Origin of the sequence: Kluyvera sp. (genome assembly GCF_047971185.1) — a bacterium.
Taxonomy (GTDB): domain Bacteria; phylum Pseudomonadota; class Gammaproteobacteria; order Enterobacterales; family Enterobacteriaceae; genus Kluyvera.
In genome coordinates, this window is record NZ_JBKDZH010000015.1 from 56,266 (window position 1) to 76,318 (window position 20,053).

The window sequence follows — 20,053 nt, forward strand, 5'->3', positions numbered from 1 at the left end:
GCGCCCGGGCTACGATCGGTAGTCCGGGCGCTTAATAACAGGTATCTATACAATTATTTATATATTAATTAATTATTTTTATTTCTCTGGCATATTTCCAGTGAATGATTTCTTTTGAACGAAATACAGATATTAGAATGAGGGTCACATATTTATTCTGCCAGCCGTATTATCCATGCGTGTAGCATGAAAAGAAATCCCTCCTTATTTACACTCCATTCTTCTCTGACCTGACGCGATCGTTTTTAGAAGGATGTATAAATATGCCACCTAATAAGGCTGTTGAGAAATTAAGTATATTCGAAAAGATTGGTTTCAGTTCAGGCGATGCCGCCTGCAATTTGCTGTTTAACCCCATTACGATGTTTCTGGCTTTCTTCTACACCGATATTTACGGTATCAACGCTGGGGTGGTTGCGACCATATTTTTACTTGTGCGCGTTATCGATGCTTTCTTTGACCCGGTCTACGGCGCCATGATCGATAAAACTAAAAGCCGCTGGGGGCGCTACCGCCCATGGATGCTATGGTGCGCGGTGCCGTTCACGCTCAGCTGTATGATGATGTTCTACACGCCGGATCTCGGGCCGAATGCAAAAATCGTCTATGCATTTGTTACCTATCTTTTGCTCTCGCTGCTTTATTCTGCGGTGAATATCCCTTTTTGTTCATTGGGTTGTGTGATAACCGGCAATGCAAAAGAGCGGGTTTCCTGCCAGCAGTATCGCTGCATTGCCGGGGCCGTTGCCGGGCTTTTCTGCACCTTTACGCTGCTGCCGCTGGTGCAGTATTTTGGCAGTGGTAATCGGCAAACCGGCTTTTTCTGGGTGGTGACGCTCTATTCCGTATTGGCCCTCGTGCTGTTTGTTTTCTGCTTCCGCACCACCACGGAACGCGTGGAGCCACAAAATGAAAATAGCGATGGGGTGTTAAAAAATATCAAAAAGGCTTTAAAAAACGATCAGCTGATCGTCTGCTCGTTAGGCATGTTTCTTGACTGCTTTCCGTCATTCGTTCGCGGGGCCGTTGCGATTTATTTCGCAAAATACATCATGCACCTCAATGACTGGATGAGTACATTATTTATGAGTCTGGGGATCGTCGCCGGTATTATCGGTTGCCTGATTACGCCGCTATTTACCCGCTATTTTTGTAAGGTGGCGGTATATAAATATGTGAAGCTGTGCCTGGTTGTGCTGTCCCTGGCGTTATATCTGATTGACCCGTTGAATCAGGTATTCATCTTCTCCTTCTATTTCCTTCTTTCCGTGGTGCACCTGACCAGCGCGCCTATTTTATGGAGCTTCGTGGGCGATGCTGATGATTATGGTGAATGGAAGTTAAAGCAGCGTATGGCCGGGCTGTGTGCCTCCAGCAACCTGTTCACGCTGAAGGTCTCGCTGGCGGTAAGCGGCGCGTTGGTTGGCGGCATTCTCTCTTTCTACGGCTATGTGCCGGATGCGGTACAGCAAAGTGAAAGCGCCGTCTCAGGCATTTATCTGCTGATGGCGGGCATTCCGGCGATGGGCTATGCCGCAAGCTGGATCCTGTTTCAGTTCTTCTACAAACTCGATCGCCAGATGATGGGGCGGATCGAACATGAATTATTTACCGTCACCGAGGGGGCGAAATGAAGCAGGCCGCGATTCACTATGATAAGCACTACGTGATTGGCGATGTCGATCCCCGGCTGATGGGATCTTTTGTCGAGCATCTCGGGCGCTGCCTTTACGGTGGCCTGTACGAACCCGAACACCCGCAGGCGGATGCAGTCGGATTTCGCAATGACGTGAAGGCGCTGATGCGTGAGGCGGGCATCAGCGGGCTGCGCTATCCGGGCGGGAATTTTGTCTCAGGCTACCAGTGGCAAGACGGCGTGGGGCCAAAATCGCAGCGTCCGACGAAAAAGGATATGGCGTGGAGCATGCTGGAGACCAACGAGGTGGGGACCAATGAGTTTGCCGCTTTTACCAGAGAGGCGGGCGTCGAATTGATCATGGCCTGTAACCTCGGTACCGGTACGCCGATGGCCGCCGGGGAGCTGGTGGATTATTGCAATACGCCATCCGGTACCTATTGGGCCGAACTGCGCCGTTCACACGGCGTGGAAGCGCCGCATGACATTCGCCTGTGGTGTCTGGGTAATGAGATGGACGGTAAGTGGCAGATTAGCGCGATGACGGCGCAGGAGTACGCCCGCAAAGCGCGCGAGGCCGCCAAAATTATCAAATGGATGGACCCGGAGGCGAAAACCATCGCCTGTGGATCCTGCACTAATGAAGAAGGGCATCTGACCTTTGGCGAGTGGGACCGCATCGTCCTTGAGACCTGCTACGATGATATTGACTATATTTCGCTGCACCGTTACCTGAACTATCGGCAGAACAAGCTGCTGGTCTATGCGGCACATGAAGATGAGCGCGATATTCCGTGGCTGTTCGCCGACCTGCGACGCTATCTGGATACGGTGATTGCCGTCTGTGATTTTGTCAAAGGCCGTCGGCATTCGGATAAAAATATCAATATCAGTTTTGATGAGTGGGGTGTGGTGACGGAATCCGGCGCGGTGCCGGGAGGCCAGCAGCAAACCTACGGCTACGCCAGTTTTACGCAGCTGGATGCGGTGGTGTACGGCGGCGTACTTTGCACGTTTCTCAACTATGCGCAGCGGGTCAAAATCGCCTGCCAGTCGCTGCTGGTGAATGAAGGCGGGATGATTTCTACCCAGCCCGGCGGTAGCGCGATTCGTCAGGCGACGTTTTATCCCTTCCGCGACGTAGCTCATCATGCGAAAGGGGTTTCACTGCGTCCGCTAACGAACATTGAGGCCGTTGAAACCGGGCATCATGGTCAACATGTGGCGCTGGAAACGGCGGCGACGTTTGATGAGCCCAGCGGGCGGCTTGCCGTGTTTATCGCTAACCACGATATAAACGAGGATTATGCGCTACAGCTACGGCTGAATAGCTTCTCGACGTTAAAACCAGTGTCGCATACGCTGTTGTATAACGATGATTACCGGCAGGGAAACAGCTTCGAGCAGCCGGATAACGTTGTTCCTGTTACGCAGCCCTGTGCTGAACTGCAGGAGGGTTTGCTGAAGATGGTGATTAAACGGCACTCGTGGAACGTTCTGATATTTGAGGCGTCGTAAGCGGGGAAAACGGGCAGCATGGGCTGCCCGTTTGGGGTTATCCGAAGAACATCACCGATACGCACATCAGCCCGACAATCAGCGTAATCAGGCTACCGATCGAACGGTAAGGCTTCAGCGCCGGAATCAGGTAGGTCGACAGCGTCGGCATGATAAACAGAATCATGGCAATCAGCGGCCCGCTGATGGCGTAGATCATCGAAATGGCGTTCGGGTTAATGCAGCAGACAATAAACGTGACCGTCGAGACCAGCAGGATAGACAGGCCGCGGTTGAACGAGCGGCTTTTACGCACGCCAGCCTGGTTGAGCGACGCCTTTACCATCTCGCTCGCCCCTTCAATCACGCCAAAATAGGTGCCGAGGAACGATTTTGACATCGCCACCACCGCCACAATAATACCGGAAATAGACAGCCAGCTCGGCGAGTTGGGCATCATCGACAGCGCGGACAGAATCGTCACGCCTTCGTCTTTGGCGGCGTTAATGTACGACGGCGGAATCGACAGCAGGCAGCTAAACACAAAGAACAGCACGCTCAGGCAGATAACCAGATACGCCACCTTCATGATTTTTTTGCATTTACCCATGGCCTGCTCGCCGAATTTCTCCCGCCGGTCAATGGCGAAGGTTGAAATAATCGGCGTATGGCTAAAAGCGAAAACCATCACGGGAATGGATAACCATACCTGATGCAAAGTATGCGTGTTGACGTCCATCTGGGTGGTCAGCAGCGACGGCTGCCAGCTTCCAATCAAATAGACCGACAGGAACAGGAAGTAGGCGATCAGCGGGAAAACCAGCATGCCCATCACCCGGATGGTGGTCTGGCGGCCGGTCAGGAAGATCAGGTTCAGCAGCAGCACCACGCCCAGGCTAATCAATGCGCGCAAAGGTAAATCTACCGGCCTGTAGGGTGACACCTGCTCGGCCAGGGAGTTGGTAATGGCGACGGCATAGATCAACACCACCACGAAGAAGGCAACAAAGTAGAGCCCGGTGATTAAACTGCCGATTTTTTTCCCGTAGTAGTGGCTGACCGCGCCGGTGATGCCGACGCTCGCCGGGGTGTTAGCGGAAAGGATGAACTGACATAAGGCACGGTGCGGCCAGTAGGTTAACGGCCAGGCAACCAGGGCGGTGATAAACAGAACGACCGCGCCGGCGGCTCCGAGCTGGATGGGCAGGAAAAGGGTTCCCGCCCCGACGGCAGTGCCATATAAGGCAAAGCTCCATAGAGTCTCGTCTTTAGACCAAATTTTAGACATTATCTGAATATATCAACCATAAAACCAAAAAAATGGCGGATAATTTACCATAATTCGCTTTTCGTTTGGCCGAACATTTTCAGGCCGATTGTTATCGGCCTGAAAAGAAGACTAATTTCGTGCGTAAAGATTCTGTTGGCGGCGCTTGATGATGCGCTCGCGCAGCGTGTCGTACACCCAGTTATAGAGCATGGTGTAGGGCAGGAAGAACAGGAAGAAACCGATCTCCAGCGTCAGCGCCTGCAGCAGCGTCACGCCGAGGACAAACGACACAATGCTGACGCCGATAACGATAAACCCGCACTCAAACCCTAGCGCGTGTAGCGCGCGCACTTTCGCCGTGCGCTTCACGCGGGTGACCGGCCACAGGCGGTCGAAAACGGCGTTATAGATAATGTTCCACACCATGGCGGTGGTCGCCAGAATGATGGTTAATCCCCCCATTTCCAGCACGGAACGCTGCATCAGCCAGGCGGCGGTAGGGGCGAGGATCGCGGTGGCGATCCCTTCAAAGCACACGGCATGGAAAATGCGCTCCGGAAGTTTTCTGCGATGTAATGCGTCGTGTTGCATGTGATGACCTTCGTTGTATTAAACACTGTTCTGCGCATTTTATGGGGAAATATGATAAGTAAAAGATAGAATCCATCGATAAAGTAGATACTTCATGCGCTATTCCCCCGAAGCTTTGACCGCATTTGTCGAAACCGTCTCCTGCGGATCTTTTTCCGCTGCCGCGCGGCGGCTGCGCAAAAGCCAGTCGACGATCAGCACCGCTATTGCTCATCTGGAGGTGGATCTCGGCGTCACCCTGTTTGACCGCTCCGCGCGCCAGCCAGTGCTTACTCCGCAAGGCCAACGAGTGCTGAGCTACGTGCAGGTGATCCTCGCAGCCAGCGAACGGCTGGATGAGCTGGCGGTTTCGCTAAGCGGTGAAACCGAAGCGCGTCTGACCTTTGTGCTTTCAGATACCCTGCATCCGGACGTGCTGGAAGATTTGCTCGCCCAGTTCGATCGCCGTTTCCCGCATACCGAGTTCGAGTGTCTGGTCGGGGAAGATGATGATGTGGTCGATTTGCTGCAAAAAGGGCGAGCGCAGGTGGGGCTGATTGAGGCCCGCGACGACTATCCCACCGATATTGGCCATACCCGCCTGCCGATGCAGACGCGAATGGCTATCTATGTTGCCCCCGGACACCCGCTTGCCGCGCAGGAACGCGTGGAGTGGGAGCAGCTACGTACGTGGCGCGAACTGCGGCTGAATACCTATCTGGAAAATCGCACCACTCCCGCGCGCGGGCCGGTGTGGTCGGCACCCAACTATCTGATGCTGCTGAGCATGGCGGCGCAGGGGCTGGGGTGGTGCGCGCTGCCCTGTGCGCTGGTGGATGAATTTGCCCGTTCGGCGGAACTGACTATGCTGGATATTGCGGGCTGGCCGATGTCGGTGTCGATCGATTTACTCTGGCATAAAGAGGCCCCTCTGGGGGCGGCGGGAAGCTGGTTGCGTGACTATCTACAGCAGGTATCGGCCTAGCGCGCGCGATATGAAATTCCTTTGTGATAAGACTCACTTTTTTTAAACAATTGCGAAAAAAGTTGATAACAATCATCTACTATACGCAGGTTATTTTGCGCTGAGGTTGAGATGAAAGATGTCGTTATCGTAGGTGCTGTCCGTACGCCCATCGGCTGTTTTCAGGGGGCGCTCGCGCGTCACTCTGCTGTCGAACTGGGTAGCCTGGTGATCAAGGCGTTGGTTGAGCGTAGCGGCATTGCCGGGACGTCGATCGACGAGGTGATTATTGGTCAGGTCCTCACCGCGGGGACCGGGCAGAATCCGGCTCGGCAGTCTGCGATTAAAGGCGGTTTGCCGAATACCGTTTCGGCTATCACCATCAACGACGTTTGCGGCTCGGGCCTGAAGGCGCTGCACCTGGCGACGCAGGCGATTCAATGCGGCGAAGCGGATGTGGTGATCGCCGGCGGGCAAGAAAATATGAGCCGCGCGCCGCACGTGCTGACCGACAGCCGCACCGGCGCGCAGTTGGGCAATAGCCAGCTGATCGATAGCCTGGTGCACGACGGCCTGTGGGATGCCTTCAACGATTATCATATGGGCGTGACGGCGGAAAACCTGGCGCGTGAATACGGCATCAGCCGTGAGCAGCAGGATGCCTGGGCGTTAAGCTCACAGCACAAGGCCCGTAAGGCTATCGACTCGGGCCGTTTTCGCGATGAAATCGTGCCGGTGATCAACCCGCAGCCGGGCGGCAATCCGCAGGTCGTTGATACCGATGAGCAGCCGCAAACCGACGCCAGCGCCGAAGCGCTGGCGCGGCTAAGCCCGTCCTTCGACCACGCTGGCTCGGTAACGGCAGGTAACGCTTCGTCGATTAACGACGGCGCGGCGGCGGTGCTGATGATGAGCGAAAGCAAAGCGCTGGAGCTGGGGCTGCCAATTCTGGCGCGGATCCGCGCCTTTGCCAGCGTGGGGGTCGATCCCGCGTTGATGGGGATTGCGCCAGTTTATGCCACCCGCCGCTGCCTGGAGCGCGCCGGATGGCAGCTGAACGACGTCGATTTAATTGAGGCCAACGAAGCTTTCGCCGCGCAGGCGATTTCGGTGGGCAGAATGCTGGAATGGAATGAGCAAAAGGTTAACGTCAACGGCGGCGCGATCGCGCTGGGGCATCCTATCGGCGCATCGGGCTGCCGAATTCTCGTCTCGCTGGTGCACGAGATGATTAAACGTGATGCGCGTAAAGGACTGGCAACGCTGTGCATCGGCGGCGGTCAGGGCGTCGCTCTTGCCGTCGAGCGAGACATGCAGTAATTCCGCTTTAGTTTTCCCCTTACTTTTTTGCCTTTCAGAAAGACCTCATTCGAGGTCTTTTTTGTTTAAATACGCCTGGTTATGAGTTCAGGAAAGTATTTATGTCTAGTTTCTTCCTTTGTGTATTTATTTTTATTTGTGTCACATGTAAGCGATATGAATGAGTAAATGCTTAGCTGAATCATTGATGAAACATAAATTATTACTATTGCTAAGAATAACTAGCGTTACTTGTTTCTTGGTAAGTCTATGTAAATTAAGTAAATTAAGTAAATTATAGAAAATTAAATTAATTATAAATAAAGATTTGTGATCTGAGTTTTATTTTTTAAGGGTTATGTCTGTTTTTTGTTGAGCTTTATCACGTCCTCTTTGTGCCAATATTTCTGAAACAAATAATTACGATCTCGATCACTAAAATGGAAATTTGGAAAAAATAAAATCCAATTTCATAAAAAAGAAACATAATTTCAATTGAGGGGTGGCAAATGTTAAAGAAAACTCTGGCCCTGGCCGTATTATCTGGCATGTCTTTCGCTGCATCTGCGGTAACCGTTGACCTGCGTCATGAATATATTGATAGCGGTTCCAACGCCGACCGTGTTGCGGTATCTCATCGATTTGATAACGGTCTTGGTTTTGGCGTGGAAGCAAAATGGAAAACGGGTGGTGATACTGATAAACAGGATCGTCCGTTTAACGAAATGGTGGGTAATGGTCACGAAGAATCCATTAACTGGCGCTGGAAGGCGACGGAGAATTTTGCCCTGAACCCAGGCTTTAATATTGAAAGTAAAGATAGCTTCTCCATCTATAAACCGTATCTGCACGCGCAGTACAGCTTCGATAACGGTTTTTATGTGGCGGCGCGTTACCGCTATGAATATACCCGCGTACCGGCCACTTCAAGCAACGGCGGCGGCGTAGATGATAAAGTTAATAAAGTGGATACCTGGGTTGGCTGGGCGATGGGCGACTGGCGCGTGGAGCTGAACTACGTTTACGCGCGTAGTACCGTTGCCGACGATAACCATAAGAGTCTGTATCGTAACGATAATAAACCGTACAGCACTGAATATAACGCGAAGATGGCCTACAAGTGGGATAAAAACTGGTCCCCGTACTTTGAAGTGGGCAACGTGGGCGTGAAATCCACCGATGAACGTCAGACGCGTCTGCGTGTTGGTGTGGCTTACTCCTTCTAAATAAACAAAACCGGACCCTCATCCGTTTTCCCCCCGGAGCATTTGGCCGGGGGTTTTCGTTTCTGTGGCGAACTAAGATACTGTGCGCACTAAAAGTCCCTTCTCCCTTAAAACTATCTCTTATACACAAATCCTTGAAGACAGTTATTCAGCAGGAGGGAAATGTATTTAGATTTATCACTCCGTTGCGCTCCTTTTCAGCGCTCGCCACATAAATTGTACGGGCGCAGGGAGCGCGCAAGGGGCGGCCAATCGCCGCCGCCCCCTGCACCCCCGGACTCTGGCGGCAAAATCGCCGCTTCGCGGTGCCCTCAGCTTATCCCTTTCGGCTTCGGGGCGGGCGCGAGTTCACATCCATGTGAACCACGCCCTCAGCCCACATCCCTGTGGGCTGACCCGGCCTACAGGGAACGCTTCGGCGATTTAGACGCCACTAACATCAGTGCTGTCTTTTAGTTAACAGTAAAAACCAGAGTCACTGAAACCGATGAGTCCCCCCTGGCCCGTTCACCGGTGAAAAGACGGCATGTTCCGCCTGACGTAAAGTGAACGGAACCTTTCACCTTACTGACAGATATCGGGTCTTGTCCTTCGGATTGGTGTATAAGAGACAACCCTTAAAAAGTGAGAGGGGGTCGTCCGTGCCCCACAAATCGTAGGCAAAAAAAGGCCCTCCATAAAGGAGGGCAAGGCCAGTTACAGAAACACTAAACTCAGAATTTTTATGCCTGGGTGAACTTACGTTCGGTTGGCAGCCTGGCGATATACAGCGCAGGCTTGCCGTCTTTGTCAGAGCTGAACAGCACCGCGCTGTCGTCCGGGGTAAAGGACGGGTGCGGGTGAGTCACCTGACGGCTGTTTTGTACCGTTGCCCACGAGGTGTCGTGACGAGCAATCGGGAAGTAGGCTTTTTTCGCTACGTCGAACGCATACAGATACGGATCGTTATCGATGGTGTAGCCGCTGGTGTCCTTCACGTCGACCGGGGTACCGGAGCCGTCGCCAACCAGCATCGTACCGTCGAAGTTACTCATCAGGTGAGAACAGGCCGGCATCTGCATCAGCGCTTCGTTAACGTTGTTGTCCGGGTTGAAACGGTAAATGGTACGACCCTGTTTGCCTTTCAGGTAGGAAACGTAAATCAGCGCGGAGCCGTCAGGTACCCAGAACTCGTGGGTGCAGCTTTCGCCTTCCGCATGTTCTTTGACCTTACGCACGTTAGTGCCGTCTTCGTTAACCATCCACATGCGCGCATCGACCAGATCGTGCGGGCCTTCGTGACAGAAGGCGACGGTGTTGTCGTCGAACGGACGGTAAATCGGGTGGCCGAGCCAGTTTTTCTCTTCGTGGATCACCGCGCTTTCGCCGGTTTGCAGATCGACACGCAGCAGGCGGCAGTGCGGGCCTTTATGGAAGAAGTCGTGGAACAGCTGCCAGTCGTTCAGCGGCGTCCAGTCGCTTTTGGCGATTTCAATGCCGACCAGCTTGGTGCAGTCGCTGTTGGACACCCAGGTGCCGTAGCCAACCCAGTCGTCCGGCACGCGATACACTTCGCGCTCGGCCAGCGTTTTCAGGTTCACTCCCAGCAGGGTGCGGTCGTTTTTCACATAATAAAGAGACTTGTCGTCCGGAGACAGGAAGCCGCCAAAGGTGTTGTCGCCCGCGCCTTCGGTCAGCTGTACGGCTTCAGCGTTCGCCACATCCAGTAAGTAGTAGTTCCAATGGCCATCGAACTCACCAGCAAACAGCAGATGGCTGCCATCATTGAAGAAACACTTCTGATAGAAGTAGTTACGATGACAGGTGACCTCTGGTGGTGTTAAGCGGGTGACCTCCGCGCCGGTGTCCGGGTCGCGGCTGACCTCATAATTCAATTTTACCCGCATGCCTTTAGCCATGGTGCTCTCCTTTTACTGATGCGGTCGCGAGGTGCTATCAACTTCGCTGGCCGATGTGGATGTCATTTTAAAAATATGGGTGTTAATTTATCAAAACAGCGTTTCAATGTTTGTGATGCCAGACGCACTTTATGCGAAAAATCATCATTTCTGCGACTTTTTTGGTAACCCTTTCCTCATCGCGTCAAGTCTATCTTTGTTTTTTCGACATCATTTACCTCATATGAGGTATTTTTCAAAGAAATCTGTAACTGAATGAATAATAGTATTTTTTGGTTTTTCTTAATGCCGCTGAATGGCGTATTCGTGATCCCTTTTGCATTTTTGATATTAATTCACAGAAAAAATGAAACGATGTTTTATTTGCAATTGAAAACCCATTTCATCAGGGATAAGATACGTGCATTAAGAAAGCGGAACGAAGTTTCGTTCTGTACATAGAGCATAAGACCACATTTTCCTGGAGGTTCAGGTGGAAGTACGACAGAGCATTCATAGCGCTCACGCTAAAACGCTGGATACGCAGGGGCTTCGCGAAGAGTTTTTAGTTGAGCAGGTATTCGTCGCCGACGAGTACACCATGGTGTACAGCCACATCGACCGTATTATCGTTGGCGGCATTATGCCGGTAGCGAAAACCGTATCGGTTGGCGGAGAAGTGGGTAAGCAGCTGGGCGTGAGCTACTTCCTGGAGCGCCGCGAGCTGGGCGTGATTAACATTGGCGGCGCGGGCACCATCACCGTTGACGGCCAGTGCTACGAAATTGGCCACCGCGACGCGTTATACGTCGGTAAAGGGGCAAAAGAGGTGGTTTTCGCCAGCGTTGATGCGGCAAAACCGGCGAAGTTCTACTACAACTGCGCGCCGGCACACACCGCTTACCCAACCAAAAAAGTGACGCCTGCCGACGTGGCGCCGGTCACTCTGGGTGATGACCTCACCAGTAACCGCCGCACCATCAATAAATATTTTGTGCCGGACGTGCTGGAAACCTGCCAGCTCAGCATGGGCCTGACCGAACTGGCTCCGGGCAACCTCTGGAATACCATGCCGTGCCATACCCACGAGCGCCGCATGGAAGTCTACTTCTATTTCAACATGGATGAAGACAGCTGTGTGTTCCATATGATGGGGCAGCCGCAGGAAACGCGTCACATTGTGATGCACAACGAGCAGGCGGTGATTTCGCCGAGCTGGTCAATCCATTCGGGCGTAGGTACTAAGGCGTATACCTTCATCTGGGGGATGGTGGGTGAAAACCAGGTCTTTGATGACATGGATCATGTAGCTGTGAAGGATCTGCGCTAGTCGCGGACAGCATGAGTTTAACGATGCCTGTCCGGTACAGGCGCTAATTACAAGGAATATAAAATGATTTTGGATTCATTCTCTCTGCAGGGCAAAGTTGCCGTGGTTACCGGTTGCGATACTGGTCTGGGTCAAGGCATGGCGCTGGGTCTGGCTGAAGCGGGCTGCGACATTGTGGGTATCAACATCGTTGAACCGACTGAAACTATCGAACGTGTGACCGCGATGGGCCGTCGTTTCCTGAGCCTGACCGCTGACCTGCGTCAGATTGACGGCATCCCGGCGCTGCTGGAGCGCGCGGTGGCGGAATTCGGCCATATCGATATCCTGGTGAACAACGCCGGCCTGATCCGTCGTGAAGACGCGATCGACTTCAGCGAAAAAGACTGGGACGACGTTATGAACCTGAACATCAAGAGCGTGTTCTTCATGTCTCAGGCGGCAGCTAAGCACTTCATCGCGCAGGGCAAAGGCGGCAAAATCATCAACATCGCTTCTATGCTCTCCTTCCAGGGCGGTATCCGCGTTCCGTCTTACACCGCTTCCAAGAGCGGCGTAATGGGCGTTACCCGCCTGATGGCGAACGAGTGGGCGAAACACGGTATTAACGTGAACGCGATTGCACCGGGCTACATGGCCACCAACAACACCCAGCAGCTGCGTGCTGACGAAGAGCGTAGCGCGGCGATTCTCGACCGTATCCCGGCGGGTCGTTGGGGTCTGCCGAGCGACCTGATGGGGCCGATCGTGTTCCTGGCTTCCCCGGCGTCTGACTACATCAACGGCTATACCGTTGCGGTAGACGGCGGCTGGCTGGCGCGCTAATTTTTTAGCCTGCGCAACAAAAAAACCTGCTTCGGCAGGTTTTTTTGTGTCTGTGAAAAACACGCGTTGTATGAGATTTATCCATATTGGAATATACAAATAATCCATACTGAAATAATGATAATGCAATTATCACCTATCTGCATCGCTGGTTTTACGCACAATGCAACACCGTTAGCTTCCATCTGAAAGTCAAATGTCCATCACAAAACCACATGTTGTAGCAATATTATCCATGTTAATGACCTTTCCCGCCTGACGCTCAAGCCCGGCAATCTCTTACTTTCGTGGTATGGCTTACTCTGTCTGGCAGGAAAATATGACTTCAATCAGTAACGATCCCTCGCTCATGCCGCGCACCCAGCGCGACACCCGACGCATGAACCAGTTTGTCTCGATTGCCGCGGCGGTAGCCGGGCTGCTTTTTGGTCTCGATATCGGGGTGATTGCGGGCGCGCTGCCGTTTATCACCGATCACTTTGTGTTATCTAACCGCCTGCAGGAGTGGGTGGTCAGTAGCATGATGCTGGGGGCGGCGATCGGCGCGCTGTTCAACGGCTGGCTGTCATTCCGCCTGGGGCGTAAATACAGCCTGATGGTGGGGGCCGTGCTGTTTGTTGTCGGCTCGCTCGGCTCGGGCCTGGCGACGAACGTCGAAATGCTGCTGATTGCCCGGGTTGTTCTCGGCGTGGCCGTTGGGATTGCGTCTTATACCGCACCGCTTTATCTCTCCGAGATGGCCAGCGAAAACGTGCGTGGCAAGATGATCAGCATGTATCAGCTGATGGTGACGCTGGGAATTGTGCTGGCGTTCTTGTCCGATACGGCCTTCAGCTATACCGGTAACTGGCGCGCGATGCTCATCGTGCTGGCGCTGCCGGCGGTGGTGCTGATTGTGCTGGTAGTGTTCCTGCCGAACAGCCCGCGCTGGCTGGCGGAAAAGGGGCGTCATATTGAAGCGGAAGAGGTGCTGCGGATGCTGCGCGACACCTCGGAAAAAGCGCGTGAGGAGCTGAACGAGATCCGTGAAAGCCTGAAGCTGAAGCAGGGCGGCTGGGCGCTGTTTAAGGTCAACCGCAACGTGCGCCGGGCGGTGTTCCTCGGCATGTTGCTCCAGGCGATGCAGCAATTTACCGGTATGAACATCATCATGTACTACGCGCCGCGCATCTTCAAAATGGCCGGGTTCACCACCACGGAACAGCAGATGATCGCCACGCTGGTGGTGGGGCTGACCTTTATGTTCGCCACCTTTATCGCCGTCTTTACGGTGGATAAAGCCGGGCGTAAACCGGCGCTGAAAATTGGTTTCAGCGTAATGGCGCTGGGTACGCTGGTGCTGGGCTACTGCCTGATGCAGTTTGACAACGGTACGGCGTCAAGCGGGCTGTCATGGCTGTCGGTAGGCATGACCATGATGTGCATCGCCGGTTATGCAATGAGCGCCGCGCCGGTGGTGTGGATCCTGTGCTCGGAAATCCAGCCGCTGAAATGCCGCGATTTTGGTATCACCTGTTCCACCACCACCAACTGGGTGTCGAATATGATTATCGGCGCGACCTTCCTGACGCTGCTCGACGCCATTGGCGCGGCGGGGACGTTCTGGCTGTATACCGCGCTGAACGTGGCCTTTATCGGTGTGACCTTCTGGCTGATTCCGGAAACCAAAGGGGTGACGCTGGAGCATATTGAACGCAAGCTGATGAAAGGCGAGAAATTGCGGGATATCGGCGTGTGATGGAGTGCCCGGTGGCGGCTACGCCTTACCGGGCCTACAAGGTACGTCAAACGTAGGCCGGGTAAGGCGCAGCCGCCACCCGGCTTTTTTACACCTTCGCTAAATACAGCGCTGGCATCCCCTCTGCGTCCGAGGTATACAGCACCCACTTCCCGTCCGGCGAGAACGACGGATGCGGATGCGTCACCTGGCGGTCGCCGTCCAGCACCTTCCAGCTGGTGTTGTGCTGGCAGATCGCCGTCTTCTCGCCGCTTTGCAGGTTGAACACCCAGATAAACGGATCGTTCAGGCTGATATCGCCGGTATTGTGCGGCGCGCCGTCGCCCACCACCAGTGAACCATCGTGATTGCTCATCAGGTGAGAGCAGGGCGGTATCTCCATCAGCTGGCGGTTTTCCAGCGTTGCCGGGTCCGCGCTATAGAGATAGCGGTGCGGGCTATTTTCCTGATGGGCGACGTAGTACAGCGCCGAACCATCCGGCACCCAGAATTCGTGCGTAAAGCTTTCTCCCGTCTGGTGCTGGCGCACGCAGCGCAGGTTGCTGCCGTCTTCGTTAATCAGCCACATGCGCGCGTCGATCGCGTCGCGCGGGCCTTCGTGACAAAACGCCACGGTGCTGTCGTCGAACGGGCGATAAATGGGGTGACCCAGCCAGCGCTTTTCCTGCAAAATCGTGCGCTGCTCCCCGGTTTTGAGGTCGATATTAATCAGGCGGCATTCCGGGTTGGTGAAGTAGAAGGCGCGGAACTTTGACCAGTCGGTGAGCGGCTGCCAGTCGCTTTTTTTAATCTCAATGCCGACCAGCTTTGTGCAGTCGGAATTGGCGACCCAGGTGCCGTACGCCACCCACTCGTCGTCAACCTCGTACACCACGTGCTCTTCCAGCGTGGCGAGATCCACGCGGCGCAGCTGGCGGGTATCTTTGACGTACCACAGCGACCGATCGTCATCGGAAAGAAAACCGCCGAAGGTATTATCGCCCGCGCCGTCGGTCAGCTGGGTTGCCTGCTGCGCGGCAATATCCAGTAAATAGTAGTTCCAGTGCCCCTCGAACGCGCCGCCAAAAATCAGCTTGCCGCCGTCGCGGGTGAAGCATTTTTGGTAGAAGTAGTTACGGTGGCAAATGATGTGTGGTGGCGTCATCCGGATCACCTCGTGACCGGTTTCGCTGTCCTTCTGGTGACGGAAATTCAGCGGGATGATTTTGCCTTTCATGTCCTTTCTCCTTGTATAAAAAAATACCCCGCAGCCGAAGCTGCAGGGTATCAACACGTGATGGAGCGATTAACGCATTGCGCGTCTCAGGATACGTTCACCCTGACGCTGGAAGTCAGCCGCGGCGTCTTCAACGGATTTCTGACCGTAGTCGATGTACTGCAGCGTGGTACCGAACTGGGCCACGATCTGCGGGTCATCGAAGTACGGAGAAACGCTCAGCTTCGCCGGCAGAGACTGCGCCAGACGCAGGCCAGACACTGACGGATCGCTCTCTTTCAGGATGCCGTCTTCGGTCAGGTATTTCACCGCGACCTTGCTCAGCGGTACGCCACGCTCGAGGCCCAGCGTATCCACACCTTCTTTGCTGTTCAGCAGGAAGTTGATGACTTTCGCTGCCGCTTCCGGGTTCTTCGTCGACTTACCGATAGACAGCATCTGCGCCGGTTTGAAGAACAGACCCGCGTCGGTGGCGCCCGGCAGCATTGGGTAGCTACCCAGCTCCAGCTTCGCTGGCGGCTTCAGGTTGTCGGAGTATTTGTTGATGGTGGAGTTCCACATGTAGGTCCCGCCCCACTCACCCTGGATCCACGGCTTCATCTCATACATGTTGCTCTTACCAAATGACGCGTAGTATTTGGTGTCCGGCATCACGTGGCTGTCGACCAGCTTCTTATACATCTGGAAGAACTCAACCCACTGCTCTTTGGTGTAGGAGAATTTCTTCGCCTTTTCATCAATCGCCGGGATATTGTACTTCTGAATCATGTAAGAGTTCAGCAGCGCCAGGGTATCCTGGTGCTCCAGCACGACCGGGTAGTACTGTTTGCCAAGCTTGCTTTCGAAGGTTTTACCCGCCGCCATCAGGTCGTCCCAGGTTTTCGGGTATTCAACGCCGGCCTGTTTCCAGGTTTCGTCGTTGAAGTAGAACACGCGCGCGGTCACGGAGATTGGGATCCCGTTCAGCTTGCCGTTCACCGTGGTGGACTGCAGCTCTTTGGCGTCGAACTGGCTTAAGTCGATCACGTCCTTCATTTTGTTCAGGTCGTAGAAGCCGTCGCCGGTTTTGGAGAAGATCGGCAGCCAGTTCCAGTTAGTCTGCATCACGTCCGGCTCGGTGCCGCCCGCGATCTGGGTGGTCAGACGGGATAAGTGGCCGTCCCAACCGGTGTATTCTGCTTTGACGTTAATGTCCGGGTTCTGCTTATGGAACTCTTCCAGCGCCTTCAGAGTGACCTGGTGACGGCCGTTGCCGCCCCACCAGGACATACGAAGATCAACATCCTTAGCCATAGAAGGCAGGGCGGTCAGGCCCAGAGTGGCGGAGATTGCTGCGCTTAAAAGCACTTTTTTCATTTTAATACTCCAGATTAGAGAGAGAGGTTCTGTTCAGTTTTAGCGTCAAAAATATGACATTTGTTCATGTCAAACTTAAAGTACACTTTACGATGAAGACCTTTATCAATCATCGGCTTAGCTTCATCTGAAGGGATGCGCGCCGTCAGCTCGTAGTTCGCGACTTTCAGGTAAACGAAGAACTCGTGGCCCATGTTTTCGACGCGGACCATCTCACCGCTGCAGCCGCCTTCAGCGAATGGCTCATCGGACAGGGAGACGAACTCCGGACGAATGCCATAGAACACTTCTTCGTTCTCGTGACCAGACAGCTTCTGGTGCAGATCTTCGCTCAGTGGCATGAACTCATCGCCCACGCTCAGGTTCAGGCGACCTTCTTTATTCACCAGCTTGCTGGAGCGGATGTTCATTTCCGGCGCGCCGATAAAGCCCGCAACGAACATGTTTTTCGGTTTGTGGTACAGGTTGTCCGGGGTATCCACCTGCATGATGTGGCCGAGCTTCATTACGCAGATACGGTCGCCCATGGTCATCGCTTCGGTCTGATCGTGGGTTACGTAGACGGTGGTCGCCGGTTTGCCGGATTTCTTCAGCTGCTTGTGCAGGTCGGAAATACGGATACGCATTGACGCACGCAGCTTGGCATCCAGGTTAGACAGCGGCTCATCGAACAGGAACACGTCCGGCTTTTTCACAATCGCGCGGCCTACGGCCACACGCTGTGCCTGACCACCGGAGAGCTGACGCGGCAGACGGTCCAGCAGCTCTTCCAGCTCGAGGATTTTCGCCGCTTCGTTCACCTGGGCGTCGATCTGATCTTTCGGCATTTTGCTCAGCTTCAGGCCAAACGCCAGGTTCTCACGCACCGTCATGTGCGGATACAGCGCGTAGTTCTGGAACACCATCGCAATGCCGCGCTCTTTTGGCGCGAGGTTGTTGACGATCTTCTCGCCGATGCGGACTTCGCCGCCGCTGATGGTTTCCAGACCAGCCAGCATACGCAGGGTGGTCGACTTGGCGCAGCCGGACGGACCGACGATAACCATAAACTCACCTTCTGCGATTTTCAGGTCGATACCATGTACCGCTTTGAAGCCGTTGGAGTACACTTTTTCCAGTTTGTTGAAAATAACTTCAGCCATGATATATCCCTCTTAACCTTTAATTCCGCTGCTGGTAACGCCCTGTACGAAGTAGCGCTGCGCCAGGAAGAACACAATGATGGATGGCAGAATGGAGATGCTCGCCATTGCCAGAATTTCGTTCCACGGCGCCCCTTCGGTGACGTCGATGGACATTTTCAGTGCCAGTGCAATCGGATACTTATCAACGCTGTAGACGTAGATCAGCGGGCCGATAAAGTCGTTCATGGACCACATGAACTGGAACAGGGCGACGGAGATAATCGCCGGCTTCAGAATCGGTACCACCACGTACCACAGCACCTGGATGGAGTTACAGCCGTCAATCTGCGCCGCTTCTTCCATGTCACGCGGTACGCCGCGCAGGAACTGAATCAGCATGAAGACGAAGAACCCTTGCGTGGCGAAGGCCAGCGGCAGGTACAGCGGCATGTAGCTGTTCAGCATGCCCATTTCACGGAACATCAGGTACTGAGGAATCAGCAGTACGGTGCTCGGCAGCAGCATGGTGGTGATGAGCGTCGCGAACCAGAATTTCTTCCATGGAATCTCGAAGCGGGCAAAGCCGTACGCCACGATGGTGGAAGAGATAATGGTCAGGATCACTTTCGGAATCACATACTTGAAGGTGTTCAGCATGTAATGACCGAAGGTGTACTCGGTACCGGTTTTCCAGCCGTTAATAAAGCCGTCCCAGGTGGCGTGTGCCGGCCACAGGCTCAGCGTGGTGAAGATCTCGTGGTTCGGTTTGAACGACGCCGAGAACATCCACGCCAGCGGGTAAAGCATTAACAGACCGACGATCAGCAGGATGGTGTAGCGTACCCAGGCGTTGATCTTCTCACGGCGAAGGGTGCGGGCAACCTCACGATCAGCGATGCTTCTTGCGTCGGAGATTAGTTGAATATCAGCCATTTTTGCCTCCCTTATCGGCGGAGTAGAACACCCAGTATTTTGAAGACTTAAAGGCAATGGCAGCGAAGACTGCTACAACCAGGAACAGAACCCACGCCAGCGCCGCGCCGTAACCCATGTCGAAGTACTTGAACGCCGTGTCGTAGATGTACAGCGAGAACAGGTACGTTGAGTAGGTTGGGCCACCGCCGGTAATGACGTACGGGCCGGTAAACTCCTGGAATGCCTGCGTGGTCTGCATGATGAAGTTGAAGAAGATAACCGGCGTAATCAGCGGCACGGTCACTTTCATAAACATCTGCCATTTAGAGGCGCCATCGATCATCGCCGCTTCGTACTGAGACTGCGGAACGTTCTGCAGGGCCGCCAGGAAGATAACCATCGCGGAGCCGAACTGCCATACGCGCAGCAGGGTAACGGACATCAGCGCCAGAGACGGCTCGCCCAGCCAGTTGACCGGATCGAAACCGAGCACGCCGATGAAGCTATTCAGCAGGCCGTCGATGGCGAACAGGGCGCGCCACAGTACCGCGATAGCCACGGAGCTACCGAGGATAGACGGAATATAGTAAGCAGTACGGAAGAAGCCGATACCGCGTAATTTAAAGTTAAGAACAAACGCAATCCCTAAAGCAAATGCCAGTTTTAATGGGATTGTCAAAAATACGTAGGCAAACGTCACGCCCATGGATTTCCAGAAGAGTGAATCTTCGGTTAACATGTAGCGATAGTTTTCGATGCCGTTAAACACCGGCGGACTCATCAAGTCATACTCAGTAAAACTGAGGAAGAAAGATGAAACGAACGGGAAGGCCGTGAAGATTATCAACCCGATTATATAGGGTGAAATCCACGCCAAACCCAGCATTCTGTTTTCATTCATACATACCTACCTGGCGAACAAGTGTGTCAAACGGATTGGGTGTTAGTTACATCCCTCGCGCCTGCTGGCGCCAGAGCGTTTAAAGCGTTAACTTGGTGTCGGTCATGCAGCCTTTCCCTGTAAGTGAATGTAATGCAATAAAATTCAGTATCTTCCATTGGTCGGTGCTTTTGCGTTTTAAAATCTCCTGCTGGTTAGCAATCATTTTATAAAACACCGTTTTAAATTTATTTTATTGCGATTTGTTTCTACGTCATTCGATTAATCGTGAAAATGTGATCGGAGTCGAAACGATGTTTCATTATAGTG

Annotated in this window: 16 protein-coding genes; 8 read left to right on the top strand and 8 right to left on the bottom strand. The window is 53.6% G+C overall.

All coding sequences use genetic code 11. The features are described 5' to 3' along the window. The first annotated feature begins 263 nt into the window (after positions 1-263). Positions 264-1,634 (top strand): glycoside-pentoside-hexuronide (GPH):cation symporter, encoded by a 1,371-nt coding sequence (locus tag ACK5JN_RS03615; RefSeq protein ID WP_416868904.1) that lies wholly within the window; start codon positions 264-266, stop codon positions 1,632-1,634. After that, on the top strand, positions 1,631-3,154 hold the full coding sequence (locus ACK5JN_RS03620) for an alpha-N-arabinofuranosidase (protein WP_416868905.1): 1,524 nt from the start codon (positions 1,631-1,633) through the stop codon (positions 3,152-3,154). The genes ACK5JN_RS03615 and ACK5JN_RS03620 overlap by 4 nt, the downstream gene beginning before the upstream one ends. A 37-nt stretch (positions 3,155-3,191) precedes the next feature. Here ACK5JN_RS03620 and ACK5JN_RS03625 read toward each other — a convergent pair whose 3' ends face one another. Beyond that, entirely contained in the window at positions 3,192-4,421 is a 1,230-nt protein-coding gene (locus tag ACK5JN_RS03625; RefSeq protein WP_416868906.1) for an amino acid permease, read from the bottom strand. A 111-nt stretch (positions 4,422-4,532) separates the two neighbouring features. Next, positions 4,533-4,994 (bottom strand): multidrug/biocide efflux PACE transporter, encoded by a 462-nt coding sequence (locus ACK5JN_RS03630; RefSeq protein WP_416868907.1) that lies wholly within the window; start codon positions 4,992-4,994, stop codon positions 4,533-4,535. A gap of 94 nt (positions 4,995-5,088) precedes the next feature. Between ACK5JN_RS03630 and ACK5JN_RS03635 the strand changes: the two genes are divergently transcribed. From ACK5JN_RS03635 to ACK5JN_RS03645, 3 genes are all read left to right on the top strand, one after another. Beyond that, entirely contained in the window at positions 5,089-5,958 is an 870-nt protein-coding gene (locus ACK5JN_RS03635) for a LysR family transcriptional regulator (RefSeq protein WP_416868908.1), read from the top strand. Positions 5,959-6,069: 111 nt separating this feature from the next. Then, on the top strand, positions 6,070-7,257 hold the full coding sequence (locus tag ACK5JN_RS03640; protein ID WP_416868909.1) for an acetyl-CoA C-acetyltransferase: 1,188 nt from the start codon (positions 6,070-6,072) through the stop codon (positions 7,255-7,257). A gap of 488 nt (positions 7,258-7,745) precedes the next feature. Continuing rightward, complete coding sequence (locus ACK5JN_RS03645) at positions 7,746-8,462, top strand: oligogalacturonate-specific porin KdgM family protein (RefSeq protein ID WP_416868910.1); 717 nt, start codon at positions 7,746-7,748, stop codon at positions 8,460-8,462. Between the two features lie 722 nt (positions 8,463-9,184). Here the strand turns inward: ACK5JN_RS03645 and ACK5JN_RS03650 are convergent. Beyond that, positions 9,185-10,360, bottom strand: coding sequence for an oligogalacturonate lyase family protein (locus tag ACK5JN_RS03650; protein WP_416868911.1), 1,176 nt, complete (start codon positions 10,358-10,360; stop codon positions 9,185-9,187). A gap of 472 nt (positions 10,361-10,832) precedes the next feature. Here ACK5JN_RS03650 and kduI point away from each other — a divergent pair, with 472 nt between their 5' ends. From kduI to ACK5JN_RS03665, 3 genes are all read left to right on the top strand, one after another. Further along, positions 10,833-11,669, top strand: a complete 837-nt coding sequence (kduI, locus tag ACK5JN_RS03655) for a 5-dehydro-4-deoxy-D-glucuronate isomerase (protein WP_416868912.1) — start codon at positions 10,833-10,835, stop codon at positions 11,667-11,669. Between the two features lie 63 nt (positions 11,670-11,732). Then, positions 11,733-12,494 carry a 2-dehydro-3-deoxy-D-gluconate 5-dehydrogenase KduD gene (gene kduD, locus ACK5JN_RS03660; protein ID WP_064542911.1) on the top strand — a complete coding sequence of 254 codons (762 nt, stop codon included), beginning with the start codon at positions 11,733-11,735 and terminating at the stop codon, positions 12,492-12,494. A 319-nt stretch (positions 12,495-12,813) separates the two neighbouring features. Continuing rightward, positions 12,814-14,232, top strand: coding sequence for a sugar porter family MFS transporter (locus ACK5JN_RS03665; protein ID WP_416868913.1), 1,419 nt, complete (start codon positions 12,814-12,816; stop codon positions 14,230-14,232). An 88-nt stretch (positions 14,233-14,320) separates the two neighbouring features. On the opposite strand, the gene ACK5JN_RS03670 is transcribed toward ACK5JN_RS03665, so the two are convergent. The 5 genes from ACK5JN_RS03670 to ACK5JN_RS03690 all read right to left on the bottom strand — a co-directional run bounded on the left by ACK5JN_RS03670 (position 14,321) and on the right by ACK5JN_RS03690 (position 19,744). Next, entirely contained in the window at positions 14,321-15,448 is a 1,128-nt protein-coding gene (locus tag ACK5JN_RS03670) for an oligogalacturonate lyase family protein (RefSeq protein ID WP_416868914.1), read from the bottom strand. A 69-nt stretch (positions 15,449-15,517) separates the two neighbouring features. Continuing rightward, positions 15,518-16,804, bottom strand: coding sequence for an ABC transporter substrate-binding protein (locus ACK5JN_RS03675; protein ID WP_416868915.1), 1,287 nt, complete (start codon positions 16,802-16,804; stop codon positions 15,518-15,520). A 14-nt stretch (positions 16,805-16,818) separates the two neighbouring features. Beyond that, a complete protein-coding gene (locus tag ACK5JN_RS03680) occupies positions 16,819-17,946 on the bottom strand; it encodes an ABC transporter ATP-binding protein (RefSeq protein WP_416868916.1) in 1,128 nt (375 codons plus the stop codon). Between the two features lie 12 nt (positions 17,947-17,958). Then, entirely contained in the window at positions 17,959-18,861 is a 903-nt protein-coding gene (locus ACK5JN_RS03685) for a carbohydrate ABC transporter permease (protein ID WP_416868917.1), read from the bottom strand. Continuing rightward, complete coding sequence (locus tag ACK5JN_RS03690) at positions 18,854-19,744, bottom strand: carbohydrate ABC transporter permease (protein WP_416868918.1); 891 nt, start codon at positions 19,742-19,744, stop codon at positions 18,854-18,856. The genes ACK5JN_RS03685 and ACK5JN_RS03690 overlap by 8 nt, the downstream gene beginning before the upstream one ends. Between the last annotated feature and the right edge of the window lie 309 nt (positions 19,745-20,053).